This is a genomic window from Streptomyces ardesiacus (genome assembly GCF_003112575.1).
Classification (GTDB): Bacteria; Actinomycetota; Actinomycetes; order Streptomycetales; family Streptomycetaceae; genus Streptomyces; species Streptomyces ardesiacus.
Window position 1 is genome coordinate 713027 of sequence record NZ_BEWC01000008.1, and the last position, 23189, is coordinate 736215.

Here is a 23189-nt window from a genome sequence, read left to right on the forward strand (position 1 = left end):
GAGGCCGCCGAGTCGTGACCCAAAACACGAATCTGATCTACCAATTAAGGAGTCGCTGTGCTCTCCGAACAGTCCGTTCCCGTGGTCCGAGCCACTCTCCCCGCCGTCGGGGCGGCCATCGGTGACATCGCCGACGTGTTCTACCGCAGGCTCTTCGAGGCCCACCCCGACCTGCTGCGGAACCTGTTCAACCGCGGGAACCAGGCCAACGGCGAGCAGCAGCGGGCCCTGGCCGGCTCCATCGCCGCGTTCGCCGGCATGCTCCTGGAGAACCCGGACGAGCGCGCCGACGTGATGCTCTCGCGCATCTCGCACAAGCACGCCTCGCTCGGCATCACCCCCGAGCAGTACACGGTCGTCCACGAGAACATCATGGCCGCCATCGTCGAGGTGCTCGGCGACGCCGTCACCCCCGAGGTCGCCCGCGCCTGGGACGAGGTCTACTGGCTCATGGCCAACGCCCTCATCGCCCTCGAGGCGCGGCTCTACGAGCAGACGGGCGTCGAGGCCGGGGACGTCTGGCGGTCCATGGAGATAGCCGACCGGGTGGAGGAGAGCGCCGACGCGGTCTCCTTCGTCCTGCGCCCGGCCGACGACCGCGCCCCGGCACCCTTCCGTCCGGGCCAGTACGTCAGCGTCCAGGTCGAACTGCCCGACGGCGCCCGGCAGATCCGCCAGTACAGCCTCTCCGCCGCGCCCGGCCGGCCCGACTGGCGCATCACCGTCAAGCGCGTCCAGGGCGACGGACAGCCCGACGGCGAGGTCTCGAACTGGCTGCACGCCAACGCCCGCAAGGGCGACGTGCTGACGGTGTCCGCGCCCTTCGGCGACCTGGGCCTGGCCGAGCACGACGGCCCGCTGCTGCTGGCCTCCGCCGGCATCGGCGTCACGCCCATGCTGGCGATGCTCGACCACCTGGCCGCCGCGGGCTCCGCCCGCCCGGTGACCGTCGTGCACGCCGACCGCACCCCCGACACCCACGCCCACCGGCAGGAGCAGCTCGACCTGGTGCGCGCGCTGCCCGACGCCCGGCTCCACCTGTGGTACGAGGAGCCCGGCGAGCAGGCGCCGGAGGCGTCCGCCGGCCGTGCCGACCTCACCGGCCTCGACCTGCCCGAGGGCCTCACGGTCTACCTGTGCGGGCCGGTGCCCTTCATGCGCGCGGTCCGGGGCGACCTGCTGCGGCGCGGGGTGCCCGCCGAGGCCGTCCACTACGAGGTCTTCGGCCCCGACCTCTGGCTCGGGCAGCAGTAGGAGCACCGGCAGCGGCGGCCGACGGCGGCCGGGTGCGGGGGAGGCCCGGCCGCCGCGGAACCGCGGTGCGGGCGTTAGACCGCCGCGGTGAACGCGGTACTGATCGCGGTGTCGGCGCGGGCGTGCACCACCAGGCGCGGACCCGCGGAGTCGGCGTTGTCCTCCAGCAGCCGCCGCACCGGCGCGCTGTGGGTCACGACGGACATCAGGACGTCGAGCCGCCCGCACCACTGATGCGCCCGGAGCACGGCGCTGACCGCGGCAGGGCCGGTGGCCCGCTCGGTCAGGACGATGACGACCGGGGCCGGCCGATGGGCGTCGACCAGGTTGGTGATCTGCGTGGTCAGCGTGGCCCGCCCGTCGATTCCCGGGTCCCGGTCCACCGTGATGACCAGGACCCCATGCTCCAGGGTGTGGGACAGCATCGCGGCCTCCGATCCGTCGCCTCGTGGCGAAGTTGTGTTCAGTGAAGGTTCCCGGACCCGGGTCCGCAATGCGCCCCGCGGCCGGCCGGGCGGCCCGCCGCCGCGGCCCGGGCGGTGAGTACGATCGACCGGTCCGCCTCCGACCTGTGCCGATCGCCCCCGGGAGCCCCCGACCGTGCCCGCCCTCCTGCCGCCGCCCCGTACCGGGGACGCCCTCCTGCTGGACCTGGAACACCTGACCCGGGTGGAGGACGGGGAACGGCTGCACGCCCTGCTGTGGCGCGCGGGGCCGGGCTGGCGGATGGCCAGCAGCGCCGTGCTGGGCGGCGGGCTCGCCGAGCGCGCCTGGGTGCTCAACGCCCAGGTCGCCCACGGCTACCGCCGCACCGACCCCGAACGGCACCTCGACGGCCTGGCCCGTGCCGCCGGGGTCCGCGGGCCGGGCGTGGGTCTGATGACGGCCGCCGACGTGTCCGCCCACGGCCGCGCGCGGGACGGCGGGGCCGAGGCCGTGGCGACGGCCGGCATCTCGGTGCGCGGCTGGGCGGCCGTGCCCGGGGAGGGCGCCACCGGGACGGCACCCCCGGGGACGATCAACATCGTCGCCGCGCTGCCCGTCGCGCTGAGCGAGGCCGCCCTCGTCAACGCGGTCATGACGGCCACCGAGGCCAAGGTGCAGGCCCTGGTCGAGGCCGGTCTGGACTGCTCCGGCACCCCCACCGACGCGGTCTGCGTGGCCGCCCGGACCCCGGGCGAGGGCACCGGCGTGCACGCCTTCGCGGGCCCGCGCTCCGAGTGGGGCGCCCGGCTCGCCCGTGCCGTCCACCGGGCCGTACGCGCGGCGTTGCCCGCCGCCGCACATCCGTGAGCCGGGGGCTCCGGCACGCACGTGGAGGCGGCCCGGCCGGGCCGCCCCCACGTGCGTTCACCGCGGCGTCAGCGCTGGGAGGCCTTCTCCAGCGCCTTGTCCAGGGCGGCCTTGAAACCGTTGGCCCACAGCTGGTTCACCCGGCTGCGCTCGGCGGAGTTCGGATAGGGGTTGGTGCAGGACGGGCCGGGGCCCCCGCCCGACATCAGTTCGCTGCACGGACCGGAGTAGTGATCGGGCAGACCGAGCACGTGGCCGGTCTCGTGGGCGGTCACACGCGTCGAGTTGTACTGCTGGTTCTGCTGGTAGTCGAGGAAGATGTAGCCGCTGCCGTGCCCGTTCGTCGAGGCGTACGAGCCGCGCGGGTCGTTGCCCTCGTAGTACGCGAAGTCCGCGCCCGAACTCGACTCCGCGAGCCGCACGTTGGACACCGAGCTGTTCCAGATCTGCGCCGAACTGGCTATCTGGGAGCGGAAGCTGGGGGCGTTGGTGGCGCTGTAGTAGACGGTGACGGCCGCCGCCGACGTGGGGTTGGCGGCGCGCTTCTCGGCGACGGACTTGATGACCGCCTCGAAGAACGCCCGGTTGGCGGCGGCGTCCTCGCCCGAGCCGGCCGAGGGCTCGTAGCCGAGCTGCGCGCCGCGGACCGGCTCCTGGGGAGCGGCAGCCGTCGCGGCCGGGCCCGTGAGCACGGCGGCCGTCAGGCCGAGACCCACCGCGGTGGACAGCAGGGGCAGACTGATGCGCATCGATGACTCCTTGAGTGGGGGAGTGGGGAGAAGTCGTCACCGGTGAGTGTGGGGCGCCCACGAGCCCGCTGTGATGATGGCAACAGGCGATAGGGCCGGGCTATCACCACCGTCCGGCCACCCGTCGCGGCTTTGAGCGGAGTGCAGAACTCGCCCTGATCCGCCGCCTTTTGTTCACCTGGCGCAACCAACTGTTCCGCCTTACGCTCCCTGCATGGAGCTCGAGGTGAGGCACCTACGCGCGCTGTGCGCCATCGCCGACGCCGGCAGCCTGCACCGGGCGGCACGCCAACTGGGCGTCGCGCAGCCCACGTTGAGCACCCAGTTGGCGCGCATCGAACAGGCCCTGGGCGGCCCGCTGTTCGTCCGGGAACGCACCGGCTGCCGCCCCACCCCGCTCGGCCGCACCGTGCTCGGCCGTGCCCGCCCGCTGCTGGCCGACATGAGCACCCTGGTCCGCGAGGCCCGCGCCGCCGCGGCCGGCGGCGACAGCAGGCTGCGGGTCGGCTCCACCGCCAGCCGCGCCCTGGCCGGCTGGCTGCGCCGGCTCAGACGGCCGGGCCTGGAGCCCACCCTGCAGATGGACGTCTCCGCCAACGCGCTGCTGCGCCGGGTCACCGAGGGCCAGCTCGACGTCGCCTTCGTGCACGAGGTGGAGGGCAGTGCCCTGCACATCCCCGAGGGCCTGCGGGTGCGGGTCCTCGTCGAGCGCGAACCGCAGTTCGTCATGCTGCCCGCCGACCACCCCGCGGCCGCCCGTCCCGTCGTCCGCCTCGCCGACCTCGCCGAGGACCGGTGGATGGTCGACCCCACCGTCGACGGCGAATGGGACGGCGTGCACCGCATGCTGCGTGCCGTCGGCCTCAACCCCCGGGTGCTGCACGGCGACTACCACACCGCCGCCTCCCTCGTCGCCACCGGCGAGGTCGTCACCGTCTGCCAGCCCAGCTCCCAGTCCCGCCCCGACATGGCGGTACGGCGCCTGTTCGGCGACCCCCTCGGCGTACGCCTGCTGCTGGCGGCCCGCACCCGAGCCGAGCTGGACGCCGTCTTCCCGGCGCTGGAGGACGCGTACTGGGAGGTCGCCCGGCAGTCCACCGCGTACCGGGAGTGGCTGGAGGGCGGCGGCGTCCGGACGCTGCCCCGCTGCCCGGCGGCCGCGAAGGGAGGCGGCCGGGTGGAGTTCGTGCGGGCCCGCTGAGGGGGCCGCCGGCCGCGCCGCATGCTCCATCAACCGGGTGATTGTCGTACTGGGTCGGTGTGTCTGCGTGACGATGCGGTTACGGACAGCATCATGAGCTCTGCACGACGACTCCCCCCGTTGCGTTCGCTTGCCGTGATCGGCGCGCTGGGCACCTCCGCGCTGCTGCTGACGGCCTGCACGAACGCCGATACGAACCGTTCCAGCGTCGCGGAGGCGGCCCCGACCGGGTCCCCGACCGCCACCGAATCGATGTCCAAGTCCCCCTCCGGCTCCGCGACGGCCTCGATGAGCGAGGACAAGACCAAGCGCAAGGACCTCGTCTCCGCGACGAAGGTCGCCTGGGACAAGGCGGCCGACACCGCCGTCAAGGAGGTCCCCGGCGGCAAGCTCGTGGAGATCGAACTCAAGCGCACGGACGCCGACGCCACCGCGTCGCCGACCGGCTCGCCGACCGGTACGGCGAGCCCCGGCATGCCGAACCCGGCCCCCAGCGCGGGCACCCCGGAGTGGGAGGCCAAGGTCGCCCAGTCCGACGGCACCCTGCACCGCATCGACATCGACGCGGTGAACGGCAAGGTCTTCCGCACCATGGTCGACCCGGACCAGGACCCCGACGACAAGACCCAGATCACCGACTGGCTGGGCAAGGCCAAGCAGACCCCGCAGCAGGCGGTCAAGGCGGCCACCGACAAGACCAAGGGCACGGTCACCAAGGTCGAACTCGACGAGAACGACAGCCAGCAGGTCGTGTGGGACGTCGACGTGGTCGACAAGAGCAACTGGGACAAGACCACCGTCGTCGTCGACGCTGCCAACGGCAAGGTCCTCGGCCAGGACGTCGACAAGGACTGAGACACCCACCCCCGGACGGCGACGGGAGCAGCGGGCCGGGCGGCCCACTGCTCCCGTTCCTCATGCCGTCAGGTTCTCGCCCTCACCCGGCCGGTGCGGCGGACGCCGCCGCCTCGGCCGGCTCGCCCCCACCGCCGCGCGGCAGCGTCAGCACGGCCAGGAAACCGAGGACCGCGACCGCCGCGAAGAAGTAGAAGCCCCACGGGTGACCGACCCCCGAGGCGACCAGCGCGCCGGTGATCGACGGGCCGACGATCGAGCCGATCCGGCCGATCCCGGACGCCGAGCCGAGCGCGGTGCCGCGCACCGACGCCGGGTAGAAGTGCGTCACGTAGGCGTAGACGAGCACCATGGCGGAGAAGACGAACACGCCGGTGAAGAAGACGACCACGTTGAGCAGCAGGTCGCTGTGCATCTTGATGCTCAGACACCCCAGCATGAGCACCGAGACCGCGAACCAGACCATCGTGGTGCCCTTGATGCCCCGCCGGTCGGCGACGTACCCGCCGAGGACCAAGCCGACGACACCGCCGATGTTGAGCACGAGGAGCTGGGTCACGGCCGTCGGCACGGGGTAGCCGGCGTCGTTCATCAGCTTCGGCAGCCACGTGTTGAGGCCGTAGACCAGCAGCAGACCCATGAACGAGGCGACCCAGATGCCGATGCCCGCGCGCAGGTAGGCCGGCTTGAGCAGCTCGGTGAACGGCACCCGCTGCGCCCCGTCCTGCCGGGCCCGCACGAAGGCCTCGGACTCCGGCAGCTTGAACCACTGGATCGCGGCGATCACGAGGCCGACGACGCCGAGCAGGTAGAAGAGGATCTCCCAGTTGTCGGTGACCTGCAGGGCCAGCAGCGAGGTGATCACCGCACCGGTGTGGTAGCCGGTCATCGTCAGGGTGCTGGCCCGCGCCCGGCGGCTGGCGGGCATGTGCTCGGCCATCATCGTCAGCGAGACCGGCATGCAGGCGCCCAGACCCAGACCGGCCAGGAGACGCAGCGCGGCGAACATCGCGACGGAGTTCGCCAGCGGCACGACGATGGTCAGGACCGAGAAGAGCACGACCGAGCCGATGAGCAGGCGCCGCCGGCCCAGCCGGTCGGCCAGCGGGCCGACGCAGACCGCGCCGATGGCCACGCCCACGAGCGAGAGCGTCGCGATGGTGGTCGCGTCGCCGGCGGTCATGCCGAGGTGGTGGGTCTTGAGCAGGGTGGGGATGATGGCGCCGAGGACGACGAGGTCGTAGCCCTCGAGCAGGACGGTGATCCAGCACAGGATCACCGTCCAGGTGCCGCCGACGGCGCGGCCCGTCTGCGCGGGCGCGCCGGACGTGGTGGTGGAAGCCATGATGACTCTCCCCCCGGGGGACGGTGTGAGTGAGCGGAGCCGGACGACCGGCCGGGGCGGCCGGGTGGGACCGGTGCGGGTGACCGGAGGGATCAGAACGGGTAGTCGGCGATGTCCGGGCGGACCGTGAGCCACTGGGTCTCGGTGAACGCCTCGACGTTGGCCGCGGCACCGCCGAACCGGGAGCCGGTGCCGGAGGCCTTGACCCCGCCGAAGGGGGCGTTGGGCTCGTCGCTCACCGTCTGCTCGTTGATGTGCACCTTGCCGGAGTCGATCCGGTCGGCGAGCTTCATCGCCGTGCCGACGTCGCCGAGGATGCCGACCGACAGCCCGTACTCGCAGTCGTTGACGATCCGCGCGGCCTCCTCCGTCGTGGAGAAGGAGAGGACGGGCGCGACCGGGCCGAATATCTCCTCGCGCCAGGCCGGCATGTCCGGCGTGACACCGGTCAGCACGGTGGCCCGGTAGCAGGCGCCGTCGGTCTCGCCGCCCGCGGCGACCTTGGCGCCCGCCGCGACACTGTCGGTGACGATGCCGTGCACCCGCTCCAGTTGCCGGCGGTCGATGATCGGTCCCAGCGCCACGTCCTCGCGGGCCGGGTCGCCGACCGGCAGCGCCTCGGCCTTCGCGGCGAGCGCGGCGGTGTACTCCTCCACCAGCGACTCGTGCACGATGTGCCGGCCCGTCGTCATGCAGATCTGCCCCTGGTGCAGGTACGAGCCGAACGCGCCCGCCGAGGCCGCCTTCGACACGTCCGCGCCCGGCAGCACGACCAGCGCGTTGTTGCCGCCCAGCTCCAGGTGCGCCCGCTTCAGCAGCCGCCCGGCCTGCTCGCCGATGGCCCGCCCGACCGGCGTGGAACCGGTGAACGAGATCACCCGCACCTCGGGCGCCTCCACGACCGCCCGGCCCACCGACCCGTCGCCCGGCAGCAGGTGCAGGACGCCGGCGGGGAGACCGGCCTCCTCGAAGATCCGGGCGATCACCACGCCGCCGCTCACCGCGGTGCGCGGGTCCGGCTTGAGCAGCACCGCGTTGCCGAGCGCGAGCGCGGGGGCCACGGACCGCAGGGCGAGGATGAGCGGGAAGTTGAAGGGCGCGATGACGCTGACGACACCGGCGGGACGGCGCCGGGCGAGCGACCAGCGGGCCTCCTCCGAGGTGAGCACCTCGCCCTGGGGGTGGGTCGGCAGCCCGGCACACTCGAAGCACTCGCCGATCGCCAGCCCCGCCTCGAAGCCCGCCTTGGACCGCACCGAGCCGGCCTCGCGCACCAGCCAGTCCTCGATCTCGGCGGCGTGCTCGGTGAACAGCTCACCCGCGCGCCGCAGCACGGCGGCCCGCCGCTGCGGCGAGGTCGCCGCCCACGCGCGCTGGGCCTCGGCCGCCCGGGCGGCGGCGCGGTTCACGTCCTCGGGCGTGGCCAGGCCCACCGTGCCGAGCCGGTCGCCGGTGGCGGGCTCGGTCACGGGCTGCTCGGCGGGGGAGTCCTGCCAGCCGTCGCTGTGGAACTTCCCGCCCCAGACGGCGCTGTCCAGGAGTGTCATCGTCTTCCCTCTCGTCGGGATCTTCGGTCGGGGTCGTCGGTCAAGGTCGTCGGTGGGGGTCGTCGGTCGGGTCGCGTGCTGTGGTCCTCGCCCGGATGCGAGCGGGTTCAGGAGGGCGTGGTGAGGGTCGTGTCCACCTGGATCAGCCGGGGCCCCTCCGGCCGCTCGGCGAGCGCGGCGCGCAGCTCCGCCACTCCGCCGACGTGCTGGGCGCGGACGCCGTAGCCCTCCGCGATGCGGGTGAAGTCCAGACCCGGGATGTCGAGGCCGGGCGCGTCCGGCACCCCGAGCAGTCCGCCGAACCAGCGCAGCGCCCCGTACGTGCCGTTGCGCAGCAGGACGACGGTCAGCGGAACCCGGTGCTGCGCGGCCGTCCACAGGGCGGTGATGCCGTAGTTGGCCGAACCGTCCCCGATCACGCCGGCCACCGGGCGGCCGGGCTGGGCCATCGCGACGCCGACCGCGCCGGGCAGGCCGAAACCGAGCCCGCCGGCCGCCGGGAAGTAGTAGGACCCCTGGCGGCGCAGGTCCATCTGGCGCCACCACGCGGCATTGGTCGAGGTCGACTCGACGACGTACGCGGTGTCCCCGGGCATCTCGTCGCGCAGCGCGGCGAAGACCTGCTCGGGGTGGAGCCCCGGCCCTTCGGCGGTCGGCGGCTCGGGCGCGGGACGGTAGGGACCTCGGGGCGTACCGGCCGCGTCGAGCGATTCCAGGAGTACGTCGATGACGGCACCCGGGTCCGCGACCAGCGCCTCGCCCATCGGCGCCCGCGCGGCGGCGGAGGCGTCCTCGGTCACCTGGATCAGCCGGGTGCCCTCGGGCAGGTACCGGCCGGGCAGATGCTCGTGGTACCGGAAGACCGGCGCGCCGAGCACGAGGACCAGGTCGTGGCCCTCGAAGGCCTCGGAGACCGGCGCGATCCCGGCGGGCAGCACCCCCCGGAACTGCGGGTGCCGGTTGGGGAACGGCAGCCGGAACTGCGAGGGGGCCGCCCACACCGGTCCGCCCAGCCGCTCGGCCAGCCGCACGGCGTCGTCGAAGCGGCCGGCGGAGTCGATGTCGCCGCCGAGCACCAGCGCGGGCCGCTCGGCCGCGGCGACCCGCTCCACGAGCCACCGGCACTGCTCCGCGCCGGGCGCCGAGGCGCGCAGCACCTGCCGGTCGAGCACGGCGAGTGCGTTGCCGTCGACCTCGGCCGACCAGTCGTCGTACGGCACCGACAGATACGTCGGCCGGCGCTGGAGCCGCGCCTCGAAGACGGCCTGGGCGAGCGCGCGCGGCACGTCCCCGGCGCACGCCGGCTCCGCCGCCCAGCCGACCAGCGGCTTCATCAGGGCGGGGGCGTCGACGCTGGCCAGGTTGGCCTCGGGGCCGATGGCGGGCCGCACCTGCTGTCCGGCGACCACGACGAGCGGCGTGCGGGAGGCGACGGCGTTGGTCAGGGCGCCCATCGCGTTGCCGGAACCCGAGGCGGCGTGCAGGTTGACCAGCACCGGGCGGCCGGTGGCCTGCGCGTACCCGTCGGCCATGCCGACGACGGCGCCCTCGTGCAGACCGAGGACGTAGCGGAAACCGTCGGGCAGTTCGGCGAGGAAGGGCAGCTCGTTGGAGCCCGGGTTGCCGAAGACGGTGGTGAGCCCCTGGCGCTCCAGGAAATCGTGGGAGACACGACGCACGGATGGCACGGACGTTCCTTTCGCAGTGACGCGGCACACGCTAGGCACCCCACGACATGGGCACCAATAGATGTTTCGCCATCCCGATATAGAGTCAATCGATATGGGCACCTTCGATCTCAACCTGGCCCGCGTCTTCGTGCTGCTCTACGAGACCGGCAGCGTCACGGCCACCGCGGAGACGCTCCACGTCACGCAGCCCACGGTCAGCTACAGCCTGGGCAAGCTGCGCCGCCACTTCGACGACGAGCTGTTCCGCCGCAACGGACGCGGACTGACCCCCACCGCCGGCGCCCGGCGGCTGTACCTGCCCCTGCAGCGCGCGCTGGCGGAGATCGACGGGACGGTCCGCCAGGGCGACGTGTTCGACGCCGGGAGCATGTCGGGCCGCTTCACCATCGCCCTGTCCGACCTCGGCGAGGCGACACTGCTGCCCAGGCTCGTGGCGGCGGCACGCGAGCGGGCGCCCGGGGTGTCGTTCACCGTCCGCCCCTTCGACGTGGACGACGCCGAGGGCCAGTTGCGACGCGGCGACCTGGACGCCTTCGTGGCCACCCCGGTGATCACCTCGCACCTGACCGTGCGCATCCCGCTCTTCCGCGAGCGCTACGTCCTGATGGTCGCCGCGGACCATCCGCGCGTGCGGGGCGACGCGGTCACGGCGGCCGGCCTCGCGGCGGAGCACCACGCCACGGTGTTCGGCCCGAGCGGACACGTCACGCCCCGGGCACTGCTGGGCGCCCACGGCCTGCTGGAGCGGGTCGCCGTGGACGCCACCCGCTTCTCGATGCTGCCCTACCTGCTGGAACAGACCGACCTGGTGGCCATCGTCCCCGAGTACGTCGGCGAGGTCTTCACCGCCTCCCACCGGGTGCGCCTGGTGCGGCTGCCCTTCGAGACGGAGCCCATCGAGATCGCCCTGTACGCACGGCACGAATCCTCGCGCAGCCCGGCCCAGCGCTGGCTCGTGCAGTTCATGGCCGAGGTCCTGGGCGAGCAGGTGAGCGCGGCCCAGCTCCCCCCGACCGCGGCGGCGACCTGACCGTCACGGGCCTTCGCCGCGGCGGGAGTTGTGCACCTCGTGCGGGACGACCGCGTTTGCGGGCGCGGTGCCGGGCAAGGCGGTGTCCATGAGCGATCCGAACAAGGACACGAGCAAGGACACGAGCAAGAAGCCCACCCGTACGCGGACCGCCGAGTCCACGGCGCGCGGCGCCGCGAAGAAGGCCACGGCGCCCGCCGCGGACGCCAGGCAGGCCGCCGCGGGCACGGCACATGACGCCGCGTCGGCCGCCAAGGCCGGTGCCCAGCGTTCCGCCGACGTCGCGAACGGCGCCGTGCAGTCGGCGGCCAAGGGCGTCGCGGCCGGCCGTCAGGCCGTCGCCACCGCCTCCGGCCAGGCCGCCGCCACGGCGAAGGCCGCGTGGACCGCCCTCGCGCACCGCAAGCTCGTCGCCGCCGGCGTCGGCGCCGGCCTCACCGCCGTGAGCGCCGCCTCGTACGCCGTCGGCCGCCGCGCCGGACGGCACACGCACGGGCCCCTCACCCGTCTCACCGGCGGCCGCATCTGACACCGGCCACCACGCACCGCGCCACTGCCGCCGCCACCGTGCGGACGGGGGAAGATGGGACCCGCGAGCGAAGTCCCGACCTATGCGGAGGAGTGGGCGCATGCAGCACGACCGAGCCGGACAGCCGGCCGGCCCCGAGGACCTGATCGACGTCGCCCGGCTGGTGACGGCGTACTACGCCCTGCACCCGGACCCGGCCGAGCCCGCCCAGCGCGTGGCCTTCGGCACCTCCGGGCACCGGGGCTCGTCCCTCGCGGCGGCGTTCAACGAGGACCACATCGCCGCCACCAGCCAGGCCATCTGCGAGTACCGCTCGGCACAGGGCACCGACGGCCCGCTCTTCCTGGGCGCCGACACCCACGCCCTGTCCGAGCCCGCCCGGGTCACGGCGCTGGAGGTGTTCGCCGGCAACGACGTGACCGTCCTCGTCGACGCCGCGGACGGCTACACCCCGACGCCGGCCGTCTCCCACGCCATCCTCACCCACAACCGGGGCCGCACCTCGGGCCTCGCCGACGGCGTGGTCGTCACCCCCTCGCACAACCCGCCCGCCGACGGCGGATTCAAGTACAACCCGCCGCACGGCGGGCCCGCGGGATCGGACGCCACCTCCTGGATCCAGGACCGGGCCAACGAGATCATCACGGCGGGACTGAAGGACGTACGCCGTCTGCCCTACGCGCGGGCACTCGCCGCGCCGGGCACCGGCCGGTACGACTTCCTCGACGCCTACGTCCGCGACCTGCCGAGCGTCCTCGACCTCGACGCGATCCGCTCGGCCGGCGTGCGCATCGGCGCCGACCCGCTGGGCGGCGCGTCCGTCGCGTACTGGGGCCGGATCGCCGAGCAGCACCGCCTCGACCTGACGGTGGTCAATCCGCTCGCCGACCCGACCTGGCGGTTCATGACGCTGGACTGGGACGGCAAGATCCGCATGGACTGCTCGTCGCCGCACGCGATGGCCTCCCTGATCGAGCAGCGCGACCGCTTCACCATCGCCACGGGCAACGACGCCGACGCCGACCGCCACGGCATCGTCACCCCCGACGGCGGCCTGATGAACCCCAACCACTATCTCGCCACCGCCATCGCCCACCTCTACGCCCACCGCACGGACTGGCCGGCCGACGCGGGCGTCGGCAAGACGCTGGTCTCCTCCGGCATGATCGACCGCGTCGCCGCCGACCTCGGCCGGCGTCTGGTCGAAGTCCCCGTGGGCTTCAAGTGGTTCGTGGACGGACTGGTCGACGGCTCCCTCGGCTTCGGCGGCGAGGAGTCCGCCGGGGCCTCCTTCCTGCGCCGGGACGGCTCCGTGTGGACCACCGACAAGGACGGCATCATCCTCGCCCTGCTCGCCTCCGAGATCACCGCCGTCACCGGCAGGACGCCCTCCGAGCACTACGCCGCCCTCACCGCGCGCTTCGGCGCACCCGCCTACGCCCGCATCGACGCCCCCGCGACCCGCGAGGAGAAGGCCCGCCTGGCCAAGCTGTCCCCGGCCCAGGTCACCGCCGACACCCTCGCCGGGGAGCCGGTCACCGGCGTCCTCACCGAGGCACCGGGCAACGGCGCCCCGATCGGCGGCATCAAGGTGACCACCGAGAACGCCTGGTTCGCGGCCCGTCCCTCCGGCACCGAGGACGTCTACAAGATCTACGGCGAGTCGTTCCGCGGCGCCGACCACCTCCGCCAGGTGCAGGACGAGGCGAAGGAGGTCGTCCTCGCCGCCCTCGGCGGCTGACGACGCGCCACCGGCGCCGTACGCCGGTCCCCGGGCCGGGCTCAGCCACGGCCGGCCCGGGGGAGTGCCACGGTCAGCCCCCGGATCTCGTAGCCGTCGACGGCCTCCTGGAAGGCGACGCGCGGCTCGCCGCTCATCCGGACGCCGGCGAGGGCGAACAGACGGCTGAGGAAGACGTCGGTCTCCAGCAGCGCGACGTGCGCCCCGGGGCACCGGTGCGGCCCGTCGCCGAAGGAGAGCCCCGCACCGACCGCCCCGGCGCGCTCGGGGCGGACCAGCAGCGGGTCCTCGCCCACGGCCTTCGGGTCCGCGTTGGCGTCGTCCAGGCACACCTCGACGTACTCGCCGGGGCGGACGGTCACCGTCCCGTCGGGGCCGGGCAGCTCCACCGAACCGGTGGCCCGTCTGCGCAGCCGCCCGATGACCGGCTCCAGCCGCAGCAGCTCCTGGAGGACGTCGAGACGCCCCGCCTCGTCCGCCGACCGGTAGTGGCCGAGCAGCTCGGCGTCCGAGAACAGGTGCCAGGCCGCCAGGCACACGAACTCCCGCGTGGTGACCATGCCGGCCGCCGCGAACGTCAGGCACTCGCCCAGGATCTCGACGTCCGAGCAGCCCTCCGCGAGCAGGTGGGAGATCAGGTCGTCGTGCTCGCGGCGGCGGTGCGCGCGGATCGCCGGGCGCACGTCGGCCAGATGGATGCGGAGCCAGTTGACGTTCTGCCGCACCAGCCAGTACAGGCCCCGGACACTGGTCAGCCCCGGTTGGCCGAACTCCTCCGGGAAGAACCGCTCCAGCCTGCGGCGGATGCCGGGCCTGCTGTACCGCAGTCCGACCACCTCGCTCACCACACCGACGGCCAGACCGAAGGCGAGGTCGGAGAGCGGCGCCTCGCCGGCCGAGCGCAGCGCGGTGAGCTGCTCCTCCGCGATCCGGACCATCGGCCCGCGGTAGTGCTCGTCCACCCTGCGGGGCGTGAAGTACCGGGCGGTCTGCCTGCGGTGCTCCCGGTGCTCGGGGCCGTCCCGGTAGAGCACCGGCCGGCGCACGCGCGGCGGCAGCTTCTCCACCGTCTCGACGCCGAGACCGGCCTGCACGGTGCCGGGGGCGCGCAGCAGCGCCCGCGCCGCGGCGAAATCGCGCACCTGCCAGGTCCCGTCCGCCGCCCGGCCGACCGGGCACCCCGGCCGGGCCCGCCCCCGGTCCGCCTTCCGCGCGGAGACCTGTCCGTCCTGCGCCACGTGGCCACCCCCGGCTCCCGCCGCGCGGCCCGCTGGCCGCCCGGCTCGACGACACGGTCACCAGGATCGGCCACCGGCCCGCCGCCGACCAGCCCCGGAAGCCGCCGAATCGGCGGGCCCGGGAAAGGGCGTGCGACGCCGGGGCCCGTCGTGCGAGGCTCCCCCGGTGGAACGTGACCAGATCTCCAGACTCGCCCATGCCGACCACCCGATCGCGGCCCCGCTCGACGACGCGTCCGTACACCGGCTCCTGGCCCGCGCGATACCCGGCGACGCCGCCCGCGTCCTCGACCTGGGCTGCGGCGGCGCGGAATGGCTCCTGCGCGCCCTCGCCGAACACCCGCGCCTGACCGCCGAAGGGGTCGACACCTCCGAGGGCGCGCTCGCACACGCCCGCGCGGCGGCTGCCCGGCTCGGGGTGGGGGACCGGCTGACCCTGCACCACCGGGACGCCGCCCGCTTCACCGCCCCGCACCGCTTCGACCTCGTCCTCTGCGTCGGCTCCGCGCACGCCTTCGGCGGCCTGAGCGCCACCCTCGCCGCCGCGCGCGAACACCTGGCGCCCGGGGGACGGGTGCTGGTCGGCGACGGGTTCTGGGAACGTGAGCCCTCCCCCGAGGCGGTCGGGATGCTCGGCGACCTCGCCGACCTGCCGACCACCCTCGACCGGGTCGCCGCGGAGGGCTGGACGCCCGTGGGCGGGCACATCAGCACCCGCCGGGAACTCGACGACTACGAGTGGGCCTGGACCGGGACACTGGCCGGGTGGGCCCTGGACCACCCCGGCGACCCGGACCGCGCGCAGGCCCTGGAGGCGGCCGCCGCCCACCGCGAAGGATGGCTGCGGGGCTACCGGGACTCCTTCGGGTTCCTGTGTCTGGTCCTGCGCCCGACGGACGCCTGACGCCGCTGTCACACGGGTTCCGTGCCGAGACGGGTGATGCCGCCGGATTCGGGGGTAGACGGGCTGGCGTAAACGGTCGAGGCTCAGGAAGAGGGCGGATCGGATGAACGGGGCTGCCCGCATGGGGGACCGGCCGAGCGGCGAGCGGGTCAGGGTTTCGGCGCAGTACGAGGGCATTCCCGGCGACATCGCCCGGGGCAGGGAGCTGGCCCGGGGGTTCCTGGCACGGGCGCGGACGGCGCACGGGGCCAGGGTGTCCGACCGCGCGGTGGACGTGGTGCAACTGGTGGTCAGCGAGTTGCTGACGAACGCCTGCAAATACGCGCCCGGCCCCTCGACGGTCGCTCTCGAACTGGCCGCGGACCGGGTGGAGGTCACGGTGTGGGACAGCGAGCCGGTGCTGCCCGTGCCCGGCGCCCCGGACCCCGACCGGGTCGGCCGGCACGGGCTGGAAATAGTGATGGCCGTCTGTGAGAGCTTCGAGGTGCACAGGGAACAGGTCGGCAAGCGCATGAGAGCCGCGGTGGGGCTCGCCGAGGACCTGCACCGCACCCCCGCTCTCGACCGCTCGGCCTGACCCCCCCGGTACCCGCCCGGGGCCGCGGCCCGCGAGGACCAGCGACGCACGAGCGGGCCGGGACGCCGTCTCACGGCGCCCACGAGCCGGGACACGCCCACCGGCGCCCGCGACAGCACGCCCCCCGCCCGCGGAGACACACCTCCCCGGCCCCTCGACCGGGCCACGCCACTCGCCCCCGGGGTGCCGGGCCGGCCACTGCCACGGTGCGGGCGGCGACAGCCTCATCCACCCCGGCCGGCCCGCGCCCACCGCCCGCCGGGCCGGTGGTCCCCGGCCCGGATCCGGTAGACGACGGAGCGGCGCAGCGGACCCTCGGGGAACTCCGGGTCGTCGAAGTCGTCGGCCGGGTCGCGGGTCATGCCGAGGCGTTCCATCACCGCCCGCGAGCGCAGATTGCCGGCCGCCGTCACGGCGAGCACCTCCGCCAGCCCCAGGCTCCCGAAGGCGTACGACACCACCGTCCGCGCGGCTTCGGTGGCATAGCCGTGCCCCCAGGCCGGGCGGGCCAGCCGCCACCCCGCCTCCACCCCGCCGAACGGCATGCCGTCGTCCACGGGATCCAGCCCGGCGAACCCGACGAACTCGCCGGTCGCGCCGACCTCCACCGCCCACCAGCCCCAGCCCCGCCGCTCCAGGTCGGTTTGGAAACGGGCCACGGACGCCGCGCTCTGCTCCCGCGTGAGCACGCCCGGGAAGTAGGCGCGGACCACCGGGTCGGCGTTCATGGCCGCCCACGGGTCCAGGTCGGACGCCCGCCAGTCGCGGAGCACGAGACGATCGGTTCGCAGTACGGACATCGAGCGAAGGTAGGCGCGACCGGACGCCGGGAGCCACCCGTTTACGCCTTCCGGTGCTCCCCCCTTCGGCCGCGTGGAGCGGTTCGTCCGTGTTCGCCGGGGGAACCTGGCGGGGTGGACGGCGACGGAAGGCTGTGAGGGTCGTGACGTCACGCTGGGCGGACGACGCCGAGGAACCAGGACACGACGACGCGGACGCCGTACCGGGGCCCGCCGGGCCCGACTTCCCCCGCGCCGTGCTGCGCGCCCTGGGCGCCGGAGTCCTCACCCTCGGCCCCACGGCCCGGATCACCTCGGTGAACCCCTGGGCCGAGCACCTGCTGGGCCGTACGGAGCGGGAGATGCTCGGGCACGACGCACACGACCTCCTGCACCGCCACGCCGACGGCAGCCCGGTCCCGCGCGAGCGGTGCGCGCTGCGCAGCCCCCTGCACGGGGTGCCCGCCGAGGAGGGCAGCGACGAGTACTTCCAGCGGGCCGACGGCACCACGGTCCCCATCATCTGGGCGACCACCCCCCTCGTGCGCGAGGGACGCCTGGAAGGGCTGGTCCTCGTCTTCCACGACTTCAGTCTCCACCGCAGCGCCGCCGAGGAGACCGCGGCGCGGACCACCGCCCTGGAGGCCCTCACCGCGCAACTGCACCTGGTCGCCGAGATCTCCACCGTGCTCGTCCCCACCGAGCGCACCTCCACCACCCTGCGCCGTCTCGTCCGGCTGCTGGTGCCGGAACTGGGCCAGTGGGCGGCGGTCGACGTCTACCAGGGCCAGTCGGACGTACTGGAGCGGGTGGCCGTCCGCAGCAGCACCCGGCCGGACCGGGCCAGACCGCTGCGCGGGCCGATGACCTCACTGCCGGACCAGGCCCGCGCCGCGCTGACCCTGCTCATCAACGGCGACCGGCCCGTCCCGCTGGACGCCGGGGAACTGCGCCGGGACCCGGAGCACCCGCTCGCCGCCACCCACCGCGTGCTGTTCGAACGGCTCGGCGGCCACGCGGCCGTCGTCGTCCCCCTGCGCACCCGGCAGCGGTCCTACGGCATCCTGACCGTCGCCCGTGCCGGAGAGCGTCCCGCGCCCACCGAGGCCGAGGCCGCCCTGCTGGCCGACATCGGCCGCCGGGTCGGACTGGTCCTGGACAACGCCCGGCTCTACCACGAGCAGCAGAACGTCGCCGCAACCATGCAGCGCCAGCTCCTGACCCCGCTCCCGCAGGTCGACCACCTGCGGATGGCCGCCCGCTACTGGCCGGCCGAGAGCGCCATGGAGGTCGGCGGCGACTGGTACGACGCCTTCCTCCTGGGCGACGGCGTCATGGCCCTGGTCATCGGCGACGTCGTCGGCCACGACCTGCAGGCCGCCGCCCACATGGCCGAGGTCCGCAACATGCTGCGCGCCCTCGCCTGGGACCACCAGGAGCCGCCCAGCGTGATCATGCGCCGTCTGGACGAAGCCGTGACCCACACCAGCGACGCGCCCATGGCCACCCTCGTCTTCGCCCGCGTCGAGGGCGCCGAGGGCGGTCCCTGGCGGCTGCACTGGGTCAACGCCGGTCATCCCCCGCCCCTGCTGGTCACACCGGACGGCGGGACACGTTTCCTGGAGGGCGGGCACGGCCCGCTCATCGGCATGAGCGCCACCCTGAGCCTCGGCCTGGACTGGCCCGACACCCGCGAGGACCTCCCGCCGGAGAGCATCCTCCTGCTCTACACCGACGGCCTGGTGGAGAGCCGCGACCGCCCGATCGACGTGGGCATGGACCAGCTCCGCCACCACGCCGGGGCCCTGGCCCGCCGACTGGACCGGTGGAGCGTCGACGACTTCTGCGACGAGCTGCTCGCGCGGATCGCGCCCCGCGGCGACGACGTCGCCCTGCTCGCCCTGCGCCTGCCCGAGGCCGGTATGGGCGCCCCGGGCGACACCGAACCGCCCCCGCCGCCCCAGTCCGGGCACAGCGAGGCCGCCCCCGACCGGGCCGCCCCCGGCTCCCGCCGCCAGGAGCCCGAGGTACTGGACCCGACCCATACGGACCCGGAGGAGTAGCGGACCGGAGGGGGAGGGGAGCGGGAGCGGCGCGGGTGACGGACCGGCCACGGCCCTGCCGCCCGCCCGGCCCGGCCCAACTCCACTGCCGGCGGGGCCCCTTGGAACAGCCGACGGAGAGCGGAGCCGGCACCCGAACGGGCGGTGTGTTCACCCGGCTGAGCGGCCCCGGTGGTGCGAGACGGGCGCCGGGCTGACGGTGATTCACGTCGGGGCCGGGCCCCCTCAGCTGACGAAGCGGCAGCTACCCGGTCGTGACGGAAGGAACCTCAGATGCGTTCTGCTCGCATGCTCCTGACCACGGCGGCGGCCTCGGCCGTCTTCGTCCTCGGCGCACCCGGCGCCTACGCGGCGGTCGGTGGCAACTGGGACCACGACGACTCTTCCTACAGCAAGGAGCACGACAACGGAAGCAAGCACGACGAGCCGCGCGGCGGCATGCACACCGGTGGTGGCGCGCTGGCCGCGGTGAACGAGGGCGGCCGGGGTCACGAGGAGTCGGGTGACGAGCGCGGCAGCGAGAACCGGCACTCGGGCGACGAGCGCGAGGACGGAAGCCGGCACGACGAGCCGCGCGGCGGTATGCACACCGGTGGCGGTGCGCTGGCCGCGGTGAACGAGGGCGGCCGGGGTAACGAGGAGTCGGGTGACGAGCGCGGCAGCGAGAACCGGCACGAGAAGCCGCGCGGCGGCATGCACACCGGTGGTGGCGCGCTGGCCGCGGTGAACGAGGGCGGCCGGGGTAACGAGGAGTCGGGTGACGAGCGCGGCAGCGAGAACCGGCACTCGGGCGACGAGCGCGAGGACGGAAGCCGGCACGACGAGCCGCGCGGCGGTATGCACACCGGTGGCGGTGCGCTGGCCGCGGTGAACGAGGGCGGCTGGGACGGCGGCGGCCGTGAGTCCAAGGAGGGCGGCTCGCAGACCTACCAGCAGGACGAGGGTGAGAGCTCCCGGGGCGGCGGCGACCACGAGAAGCCGCGCGGCGGTATGCACACCGGCGGCGGCGCGCTGGCCACGCCGACCACGACCGCGGGCGGCCTCGCCGTCCTGGCCGTCGCCGCGACCGGCCTGTACGCCGTCCGACGCAAGAAGTCGGCTCACGGAGTGGCGTAAGCCGTGCCGGGCGCGATAGCAGCCGGGCCGCCACCCAGGAACCTCGGGGCGGCCCGGCTCGCCCGCGCTCATCCGTCCGCCCTGCCGCCGCGCCCCAGTGAGGTCGTCCGATGTCCGTTCCTCCCCCCGCCCCCACCCCCCTTCCCGACGACGAGACGACCACCGGTCAGGGGTCCCGCTCCGGCCTGATGGTGCTGTGCGGCGTGGCCCTGCTGATCCTGGCGGTGAGCCTGATCGGCGGCAACGACACGTCCGGTGCCTCCTCCCGCCCCCCGCTGCCCGCGCAGCCCGGCACCACCGCCTCCTCCGCCCCGCCCGCGACCGGCGGGACCGGGTCCGGCCTGCCCCGGTCGAAACCCGTGCGCCTGCTGATCCCGGACATCTCCGTCGACGCCCCCTTCACCGACCTCGCCATCGGCGACAAGGGGCAGCTCGAGCCGCCGCCCGCCGGCGACACCAACCTCGTCGGCTGGTACGCCAAGGGTGTCTCCCCCGGCGAGCAGGGGACCTCGATCATCGCCGGGCACGTGGACACCAAGACGTCCGCCGCCGTCTTCGCCCGCCTCGACCAGCTCGACAAGGGCGACAAGTTCCAGGTCGAGCGCGAGGACGGGCGCACGGCGACCTTCGTGGTCGACAGCCTGGAGACCTTCGCCAAGGACCAGTTCCCCAGCGACCGGGTCTACGGCGACGCCGCCCGGCCCGAGGTGCGGCTCATCACCTGCGCGGGCGACTACGACCACAAGGTCAAGGACTACACCGACAACCTGGTCGTCTTCGCCCACCTCACCTGAGCCGCCCACCCGGGGCACACCCCGCCCGCCGACCCCGCCCCAGGCCGCGCCCACCGGCCGCCCGCGGTGCGCCGGTCACCCGCGCACCGCATCCGGGTCGCGTGCCGCCGGGGCCGGCCACAGGATCGAGGCAAGCCGGCGTCGCATCACCGCGGCCGACGTACAGCACCGCCCCCGCGAAGGAGATGTGCGCCCGATGACCACCACGCCCACCACTGCTTCGGAACCGCTGACGCGACAGGTGTCGCACCAGGTCTCCCAGTCCGTCTTCGACGGCTCCCGCCTGCGGGTCGTCCTCCTGGTGGAGGTCTACGACGGAGCCCAGCAGCAGTTCCTCGAGACGTACGAGAACCTGCGCAGCCACGTCGAGTCCGTTCCCGGGCACATCGGCGAGCAGCTCTGCCAGTCCATCGAGAACCCCTCGCAGTGGCTCATCACCAGCGAGTGGGAGAGCGCGCCGCCGTTCCTCAACTGGGTGAGCAGCGAGGAGCACGTGCGGATGGTCAAGCCGCTGCACAGTTGCGTCCGGGACACCAGGTCCCTCCGCTTCCACGTGGTCCGCGAGACCGGCCGTCCGGCGGCCGGCGACGAGGCCGCCCGGAGCGGACTGCAGTCCGCGCCCCGCGTCGGCGACGGCGTCATCCGGCACGCGCTCACCTTCACGGTGAAGCCGGGCAGCGAGGAAGTGGTCGGCAAGATCCTGGCCGACTACGCCTCTCCCGAGCCGCGGGTCGACGACACGACGCGCCTGTGCCGTACGTCCCTGTTCCTGCACGGGAACCGGGTGGTGCGGGCCATCGAGGTGCGCGGCGACCTGCTCGCGGCCCTGCGGCACGTGGCCGAGCAGCCCGAGGTGCGGGCCGTCGAGGAGGCCATCAACCCGTACCTGGAGCAGGACCGCGACCTCGCCGACCCGGAGTCCGCCCGGGTGTTCTACACGCGGGCGGCGCTGCCCGCCGTCCACCACGTGACCGCGGGGGACGTGGACCCGACGGCACAGCGGCACGCGCTGTCCTACCCGGCCCGGCCGGGCTGCGGCATGCGGCTGGCCCAGGTGCTCGCCGAGTACGACGAGGCCGCGGCGGACGACGCGCGGAGCCCCGTGCTGTGCAGCACCATCTTCCAGCGCGACGACGTCGTCGTGCGGCTGGTCGACGTACGCGGCGACCTCCACGACGGCGACCCCGCCGTGACCCTGGGCCTGCCGGACGCCGGCCGGGTGTCCGAGCTGACGACCCTGCTGGACGGCTTCACCGACGCCGGTTCCCCGACGGGCGGCGGACTCGTCCGCGCGCTCGAGGGCGCCCGGATGGAACTGGTCACCGACCGGCGCGCGCCGGACGCCTGACCGGCCCGCCCGCACACGTCGGCCGCCGCACCGCGACTTGGCGGTGCGGCGGCCGACACGTGTGCGTCCGCGGGTCAGCTCACTTCGGCACCGTGCAGTCGAAGGCGTGCAGATACGGGTTGACCGGGCGGATGTCGTCGATGACGAGGCCCGCGTCGGTCAGCCGGCCGACCATGCTGTCGGTGGTGTGCTTGGCACCGCCGACGTTGAGGAGCAGCAGCAGGTCCATGGCCGTGCTGAACCGCATGGACGGGGTGTCGTCGACGAGGTTCTCGATGACGACGACCCGGGCCCCCGGACCGCCGGCCGCCATGACGTTGCGCAGGGCGCGGGCGGTGCTGTCGTCGTCCCACTCCAGGATGTTCTTGATGACGTACACGTCGGCCCGCACGGGGATGGCCTCGCGGCAGTCGCCCGGCACGATGCGGACCCGGTCCGCGAGCGAACCGCCCTCGCGCAGGCGGGGGTCGGCGTTCTCCACCACCCGCGGCAGGTCGAGCAGGGTGCCCTGCATGGCCGGGTACTTCTCCAGCAGGCTCGCCACCACGTGCCCCTGGCCGCCGCCGATGTCGGCGACCGAACTGCTCGCCGAGAGGTCGAGGAAGGCGGCGACGTCCTGGGCCGACTGCCGGCTGGACGTCGTCATGGCCCGGTTGAAGACCTCGGCCGACTGGGGCGCGTCTTCGTTGAGGTAGGTGAAGAACTCCTTGCCGTACAGGCCCTCGACGACGTTGGAGCCGGTGCGCACCGCCTCGTCGAGCAGGGGCCAGGCGTCCCAGGTCCACGGTTCGGTGCACCACAGGGTGATGTTGCGCAGGCTGTGCGGGTCGTCCTCGCGCAGCAGCCGGGACATGTCGGTGTGCGCGAACGTCCCGTCGCGGTGCTCGGTGAAGACGCCGTAGCAGGTCAGGGCGCGCAGGAGCCGGCGCAGCGGCTTGGGCTCGGTCTTCACCGCGGCCGCGAGGTCCTCCACGGCCATGGGGGTGTCGTCCAGGGCGTCGGCGACGCCGAGCCGTGCGGCCGCGCGGAGGGCGGCGGCACATGCCGCCCCGAACACGAGCTCCCTCAGCCGCATGGGCGGGGGCGGAGCAGTCTGTGCGGTCGTCATGTGCCGCTTTCCTTCCTTCTTCGGTCC

Annotated in this window: 21 protein-coding genes; 13 read left to right on the forward strand and 8 right to left on the reverse strand. The window is 74.0% G+C overall.

Going from position 1 to position 23189, the window contains the following annotated elements; genetic code table 11:
- The first annotated feature begins 57 nt into the window (after positions 1–57).
- Positions 58–1254: a globin domain-containing protein gene (locus tag Sdi02f_RS28295; RefSeq protein ID WP_108934235.1), complete on the forward strand. Its 1197-nt coding sequence runs from the start codon at positions 58–60 to the stop codon at positions 1252–1254.
- A gap of 74 nt (positions 1255–1328) precedes the next feature.
- On the opposite strand, the gene Sdi02f_RS28300 is transcribed toward Sdi02f_RS28295, so the two are convergent.
- Positions 1329–1679 carry a hypothetical protein gene (locus Sdi02f_RS28300; protein ID WP_030403285.1) on the reverse strand — a complete coding sequence of 117 codons (351 nt, stop codon included), beginning with the start codon at positions 1677–1679 and terminating at the stop codon, positions 1329–1331.
- A gap of 175 nt (positions 1680–1854) precedes the next feature.
- Here Sdi02f_RS28300 and Sdi02f_RS28305 point away from each other — a divergent pair, with 175 nt between their 5' ends.
- Entirely contained in the window at positions 1855–2547 is a 693-nt protein-coding gene (locus Sdi02f_RS28305) for an adenosylcobinamide amidohydrolase (RefSeq protein WP_108934236.1), read from the forward strand.
- Between the two features lie 68 nt (positions 2548–2615).
- Here Sdi02f_RS28305 and snpA read toward each other — a convergent pair whose 3' ends face one another.
- Entirely contained in the window at positions 2616–3296 is a 681-nt protein-coding gene (gene snpA / locus Sdi02f_RS28310) for a snapalysin (RefSeq protein WP_031085517.1), read from the reverse strand.
- A gap of 214 nt (positions 3297–3510) precedes the next feature.
- On the opposite strand from snpA, the gene Sdi02f_RS28315 reads away from it, so the two are divergent.
- On the forward strand, positions 3511–4497 hold the full coding sequence (locus Sdi02f_RS28315; protein ID WP_030403282.1) for a LysR family transcriptional regulator: 987 nt from the start codon (positions 3511–3513) through the stop codon (positions 4495–4497).
- 93 nt (positions 4498–4590) lie between these two features.
- The gene (locus Sdi02f_RS28320; protein ID WP_030403281.1) at positions 4591–5352 is read left to right on the forward strand and encodes a PepSY domain-containing protein; all 762 of its coding nucleotides are present in this window, start codon (positions 4591–4593) and stop codon (positions 5350–5352) included.
- Between the two features lie 82 nt (positions 5353–5434).
- On the opposite strand, the gene Sdi02f_RS28325 is transcribed toward Sdi02f_RS28320, so the two are convergent.
- From Sdi02f_RS28325 to mdlC, 3 genes are all read right to left on the reverse strand, one after another.
- On the reverse strand, positions 5435–6697 hold the full coding sequence (locus Sdi02f_RS28325; protein ID WP_030403280.1) for an MFS transporter: 1263 nt from the start codon (positions 6695–6697) through the stop codon (positions 5435–5437).
- 92 nt (positions 6698–6789) lie between these two features.
- The gene (locus Sdi02f_RS28330; protein ID WP_030403279.1) at positions 6790–8244 is read right to left on the reverse strand and encodes a benzaldehyde dehydrogenase; all 1455 of its coding nucleotides are present in this window, start codon (positions 8242–8244) and stop codon (positions 6790–6792) included.
- Between the two features lie 107 nt (positions 8245–8351).
- On the reverse strand, positions 8352–9932 hold the full coding sequence (mdlC, locus tag Sdi02f_RS28335) for a benzoylformate decarboxylase (protein ID WP_030403278.1): 1581 nt from the start codon (positions 9930–9932) through the stop codon (positions 8352–8354).
- Between the two features lie 94 nt (positions 9933–10026).
- Between mdlC and Sdi02f_RS28340 the strand changes: the two genes are divergently transcribed.
- From Sdi02f_RS28340 to pgm, 3 genes are all read left to right on the forward strand, one after another.
- Complete coding sequence (locus tag Sdi02f_RS28340) at positions 10027–10965, forward strand: LysR family transcriptional regulator (RefSeq protein ID WP_030403277.1); 939 nt, start codon at positions 10027–10029, stop codon at positions 10963–10965.
- An 88-nt stretch (positions 10966–11053) separates the two neighbouring features.
- Entirely contained in the window at positions 11054–11494 is a 441-nt protein-coding gene (locus tag Sdi02f_RS28345) for a hypothetical protein (protein WP_051783575.1), read from the forward strand.
- A 100-nt stretch (positions 11495–11594) separates the two neighbouring features.
- Positions 11595–13235, forward strand: a complete 1641-nt coding sequence (gene pgm, locus Sdi02f_RS28350; protein ID WP_053666058.1) for a phosphoglucomutase (alpha-D-glucose-1,6-bisphosphate-dependent) — start codon at positions 11595–11597, stop codon at positions 13233–13235.
- A 41-nt stretch (positions 13236–13276) separates the two neighbouring features.
- On the opposite strand, the gene Sdi02f_RS28355 is transcribed toward pgm, so the two are convergent.
- Positions 13277–14473, reverse strand: a complete 1197-nt coding sequence (locus Sdi02f_RS28355) for a cytochrome P450 (RefSeq protein ID WP_108934237.1) — start codon at positions 14471–14473, stop codon at positions 13277–13279.
- A gap of 166 nt (positions 14474–14639) precedes the next feature.
- Between Sdi02f_RS28355 and Sdi02f_RS28360 the strand changes: the two genes are divergently transcribed.
- Together Sdi02f_RS28360 and Sdi02f_RS28365 are read left to right on the forward strand one after the other, a co-directional pair.
- Positions 14640–15377 (forward strand): SAM-dependent methyltransferase, encoded by a 738-nt coding sequence (locus Sdi02f_RS28360; RefSeq protein ID WP_108934238.1) that lies wholly within the window; start codon positions 14640–14642, stop codon positions 15375–15377.
- Between the two features lie 103 nt (positions 15378–15480).
- Positions 15481–15954: an ATP-binding protein gene (locus Sdi02f_RS28365; protein ID WP_030403272.1), complete on the forward strand. Its 474-nt coding sequence runs from the start codon at positions 15481–15483 to the stop codon at positions 15952–15954.
- Positions 15955–16178: 224 nt separating this feature from the next.
- Here Sdi02f_RS28365 and Sdi02f_RS28370 read toward each other — a convergent pair whose 3' ends face one another.
- Positions 16179–16754 carry a GNAT family N-acetyltransferase gene (locus Sdi02f_RS28370; protein ID WP_108934239.1) on the reverse strand — a complete coding sequence of 192 codons (576 nt, stop codon included), beginning with the start codon at positions 16752–16754 and terminating at the stop codon, positions 16179–16181.
- A gap of 143 nt (positions 16755–16897) precedes the next feature.
- Here Sdi02f_RS28370 and Sdi02f_RS28375 point away from each other — a divergent pair, with 143 nt between their 5' ends.
- From Sdi02f_RS28375 to Sdi02f_RS28390, 4 genes are all read left to right on the forward strand, one after another.
- On the forward strand, positions 16898–18796 hold the full coding sequence (locus Sdi02f_RS28375) for a SpoIIE family protein phosphatase (protein WP_037825266.1): 1899 nt from the start codon (positions 16898–16900) through the stop codon (positions 18794–18796).
- Positions 18797–19069: 273 nt separating this feature from the next.
- Positions 19070–19912: a hypothetical protein gene (locus Sdi02f_RS28380; RefSeq protein ID WP_108934240.1), complete on the forward strand. Its 843-nt coding sequence runs from the start codon at positions 19070–19072 to the stop codon at positions 19910–19912.
- Positions 19913–20022: 110 nt separating this feature from the next.
- Positions 20023–20706 carry a class F sortase gene (locus Sdi02f_RS28385; protein ID WP_167458261.1) on the forward strand — a complete coding sequence of 228 codons (684 nt, stop codon included), beginning with the start codon at positions 20023–20025 and terminating at the stop codon, positions 20704–20706.
- Positions 20707–20902: 196 nt separating this feature from the next.
- Positions 20903–22054, forward strand: coding sequence for a SchA/CurD-like domain-containing protein (locus Sdi02f_RS28390; RefSeq protein ID WP_053638950.1), 1152 nt, complete (start codon positions 20903–20905; stop codon positions 22052–22054).
- Between the two features lie 79 nt (positions 22055–22133).
- On the opposite strand, the gene Sdi02f_RS28395 is transcribed toward Sdi02f_RS28390, so the two are convergent.
- Entirely contained in the window at positions 22134–23162 is a 1029-nt protein-coding gene (locus Sdi02f_RS28395; RefSeq protein WP_030403265.1) for a methyltransferase, read from the reverse strand.
- Positions 23163–23189: the final 27 nt, after the last annotated feature.

Coding starts and splice junctions, on each gene's coding strand:
- Sdi02f_RS28385 (WP_167458261.1), top strand. CDS start 20,023: ATGTCCGTTCCTCCCCCCGCCCCCACCCCCCTTCCCGACGACGAGACG.
- Sdi02f_RS28330 (WP_030403279.1), bottom strand. CDS start 8,244: ATGACACTCCTGGACAGCGCCGTCTGGGGCGGGAAGTTCCACAGCGAC.
- pgm (WP_053666058.1), top strand. CDS start 11,595: ATGCAGCACGACCGAGCCGGACAGCCGGCCGGCCCCGAGGACCTGATC.
- Sdi02f_RS28320 (WP_030403281.1), top strand. CDS start 4,591: ATGAGCTCTGCACGACGACTCCCCCCGTTGCGTTCGCTTGCCGTGATC.
- Sdi02f_RS28370 (WP_108934239.1), bottom strand. CDS start 16,754: ATGTCCGTACTGCGAACCGATCGTCTCGTGCTCCGCGACTGGCGGGCG.
- Sdi02f_RS28340 (WP_030403277.1), top strand. CDS start 10,027: ATGGGCACCTTCGATCTCAACCTGGCCCGCGTCTTCGTGCTGCTCTAC.
- Sdi02f_RS28395 (WP_030403265.1), bottom strand. CDS start 23,162: ATGACGACCGCACAGACTGCTCCGCCCCCGCCCATGCGGCTGAGGGAG.
- Sdi02f_RS28315 (WP_030403282.1), top strand. CDS start 3,511: ATGGAGCTCGAGGTGAGGCACCTACGCGCGCTGTGCGCCATCGCCGAC.
- snpA (WP_031085517.1), bottom strand. CDS start 3,296: ATGCGCATCAGTCTGCCCCTGCTGTCCACCGCGGTGGGTCTCGGCCTG.
- Sdi02f_RS28325 (WP_030403280.1), bottom strand. CDS start 6,697: ATGGCTTCCACCACCACGTCCGGCGCGCCCGCGCAGACGGGCCGCGCC.
- Sdi02f_RS28345 (WP_051783575.1), top strand. CDS start 11,054: ATGAGCGATCCGAACAAGGACACGAGCAAGGACACGAGCAAGAAGCCC.
- Sdi02f_RS28300 (WP_030403285.1), bottom strand. CDS start 1,679: ATGCTGTCCCACACCCTGGAGCATGGGGTCCTGGTCATCACGGTGGAC.
- Sdi02f_RS28365 (WP_030403272.1), top strand. CDS start 15,481: ATGAACGGGGCTGCCCGCATGGGGGACCGGCCGAGCGGCGAGCGGGTC.
- Sdi02f_RS28390 (WP_053638950.1), top strand. CDS start 20,903: ATGACCACCACGCCCACCACTGCTTCGGAACCGCTGACGCGACAGGTG.
- Sdi02f_RS28380 (WP_108934240.1), top strand. CDS start 19,070: ATGCGTTCTGCTCGCATGCTCCTGACCACGGCGGCGGCCTCGGCCGTC.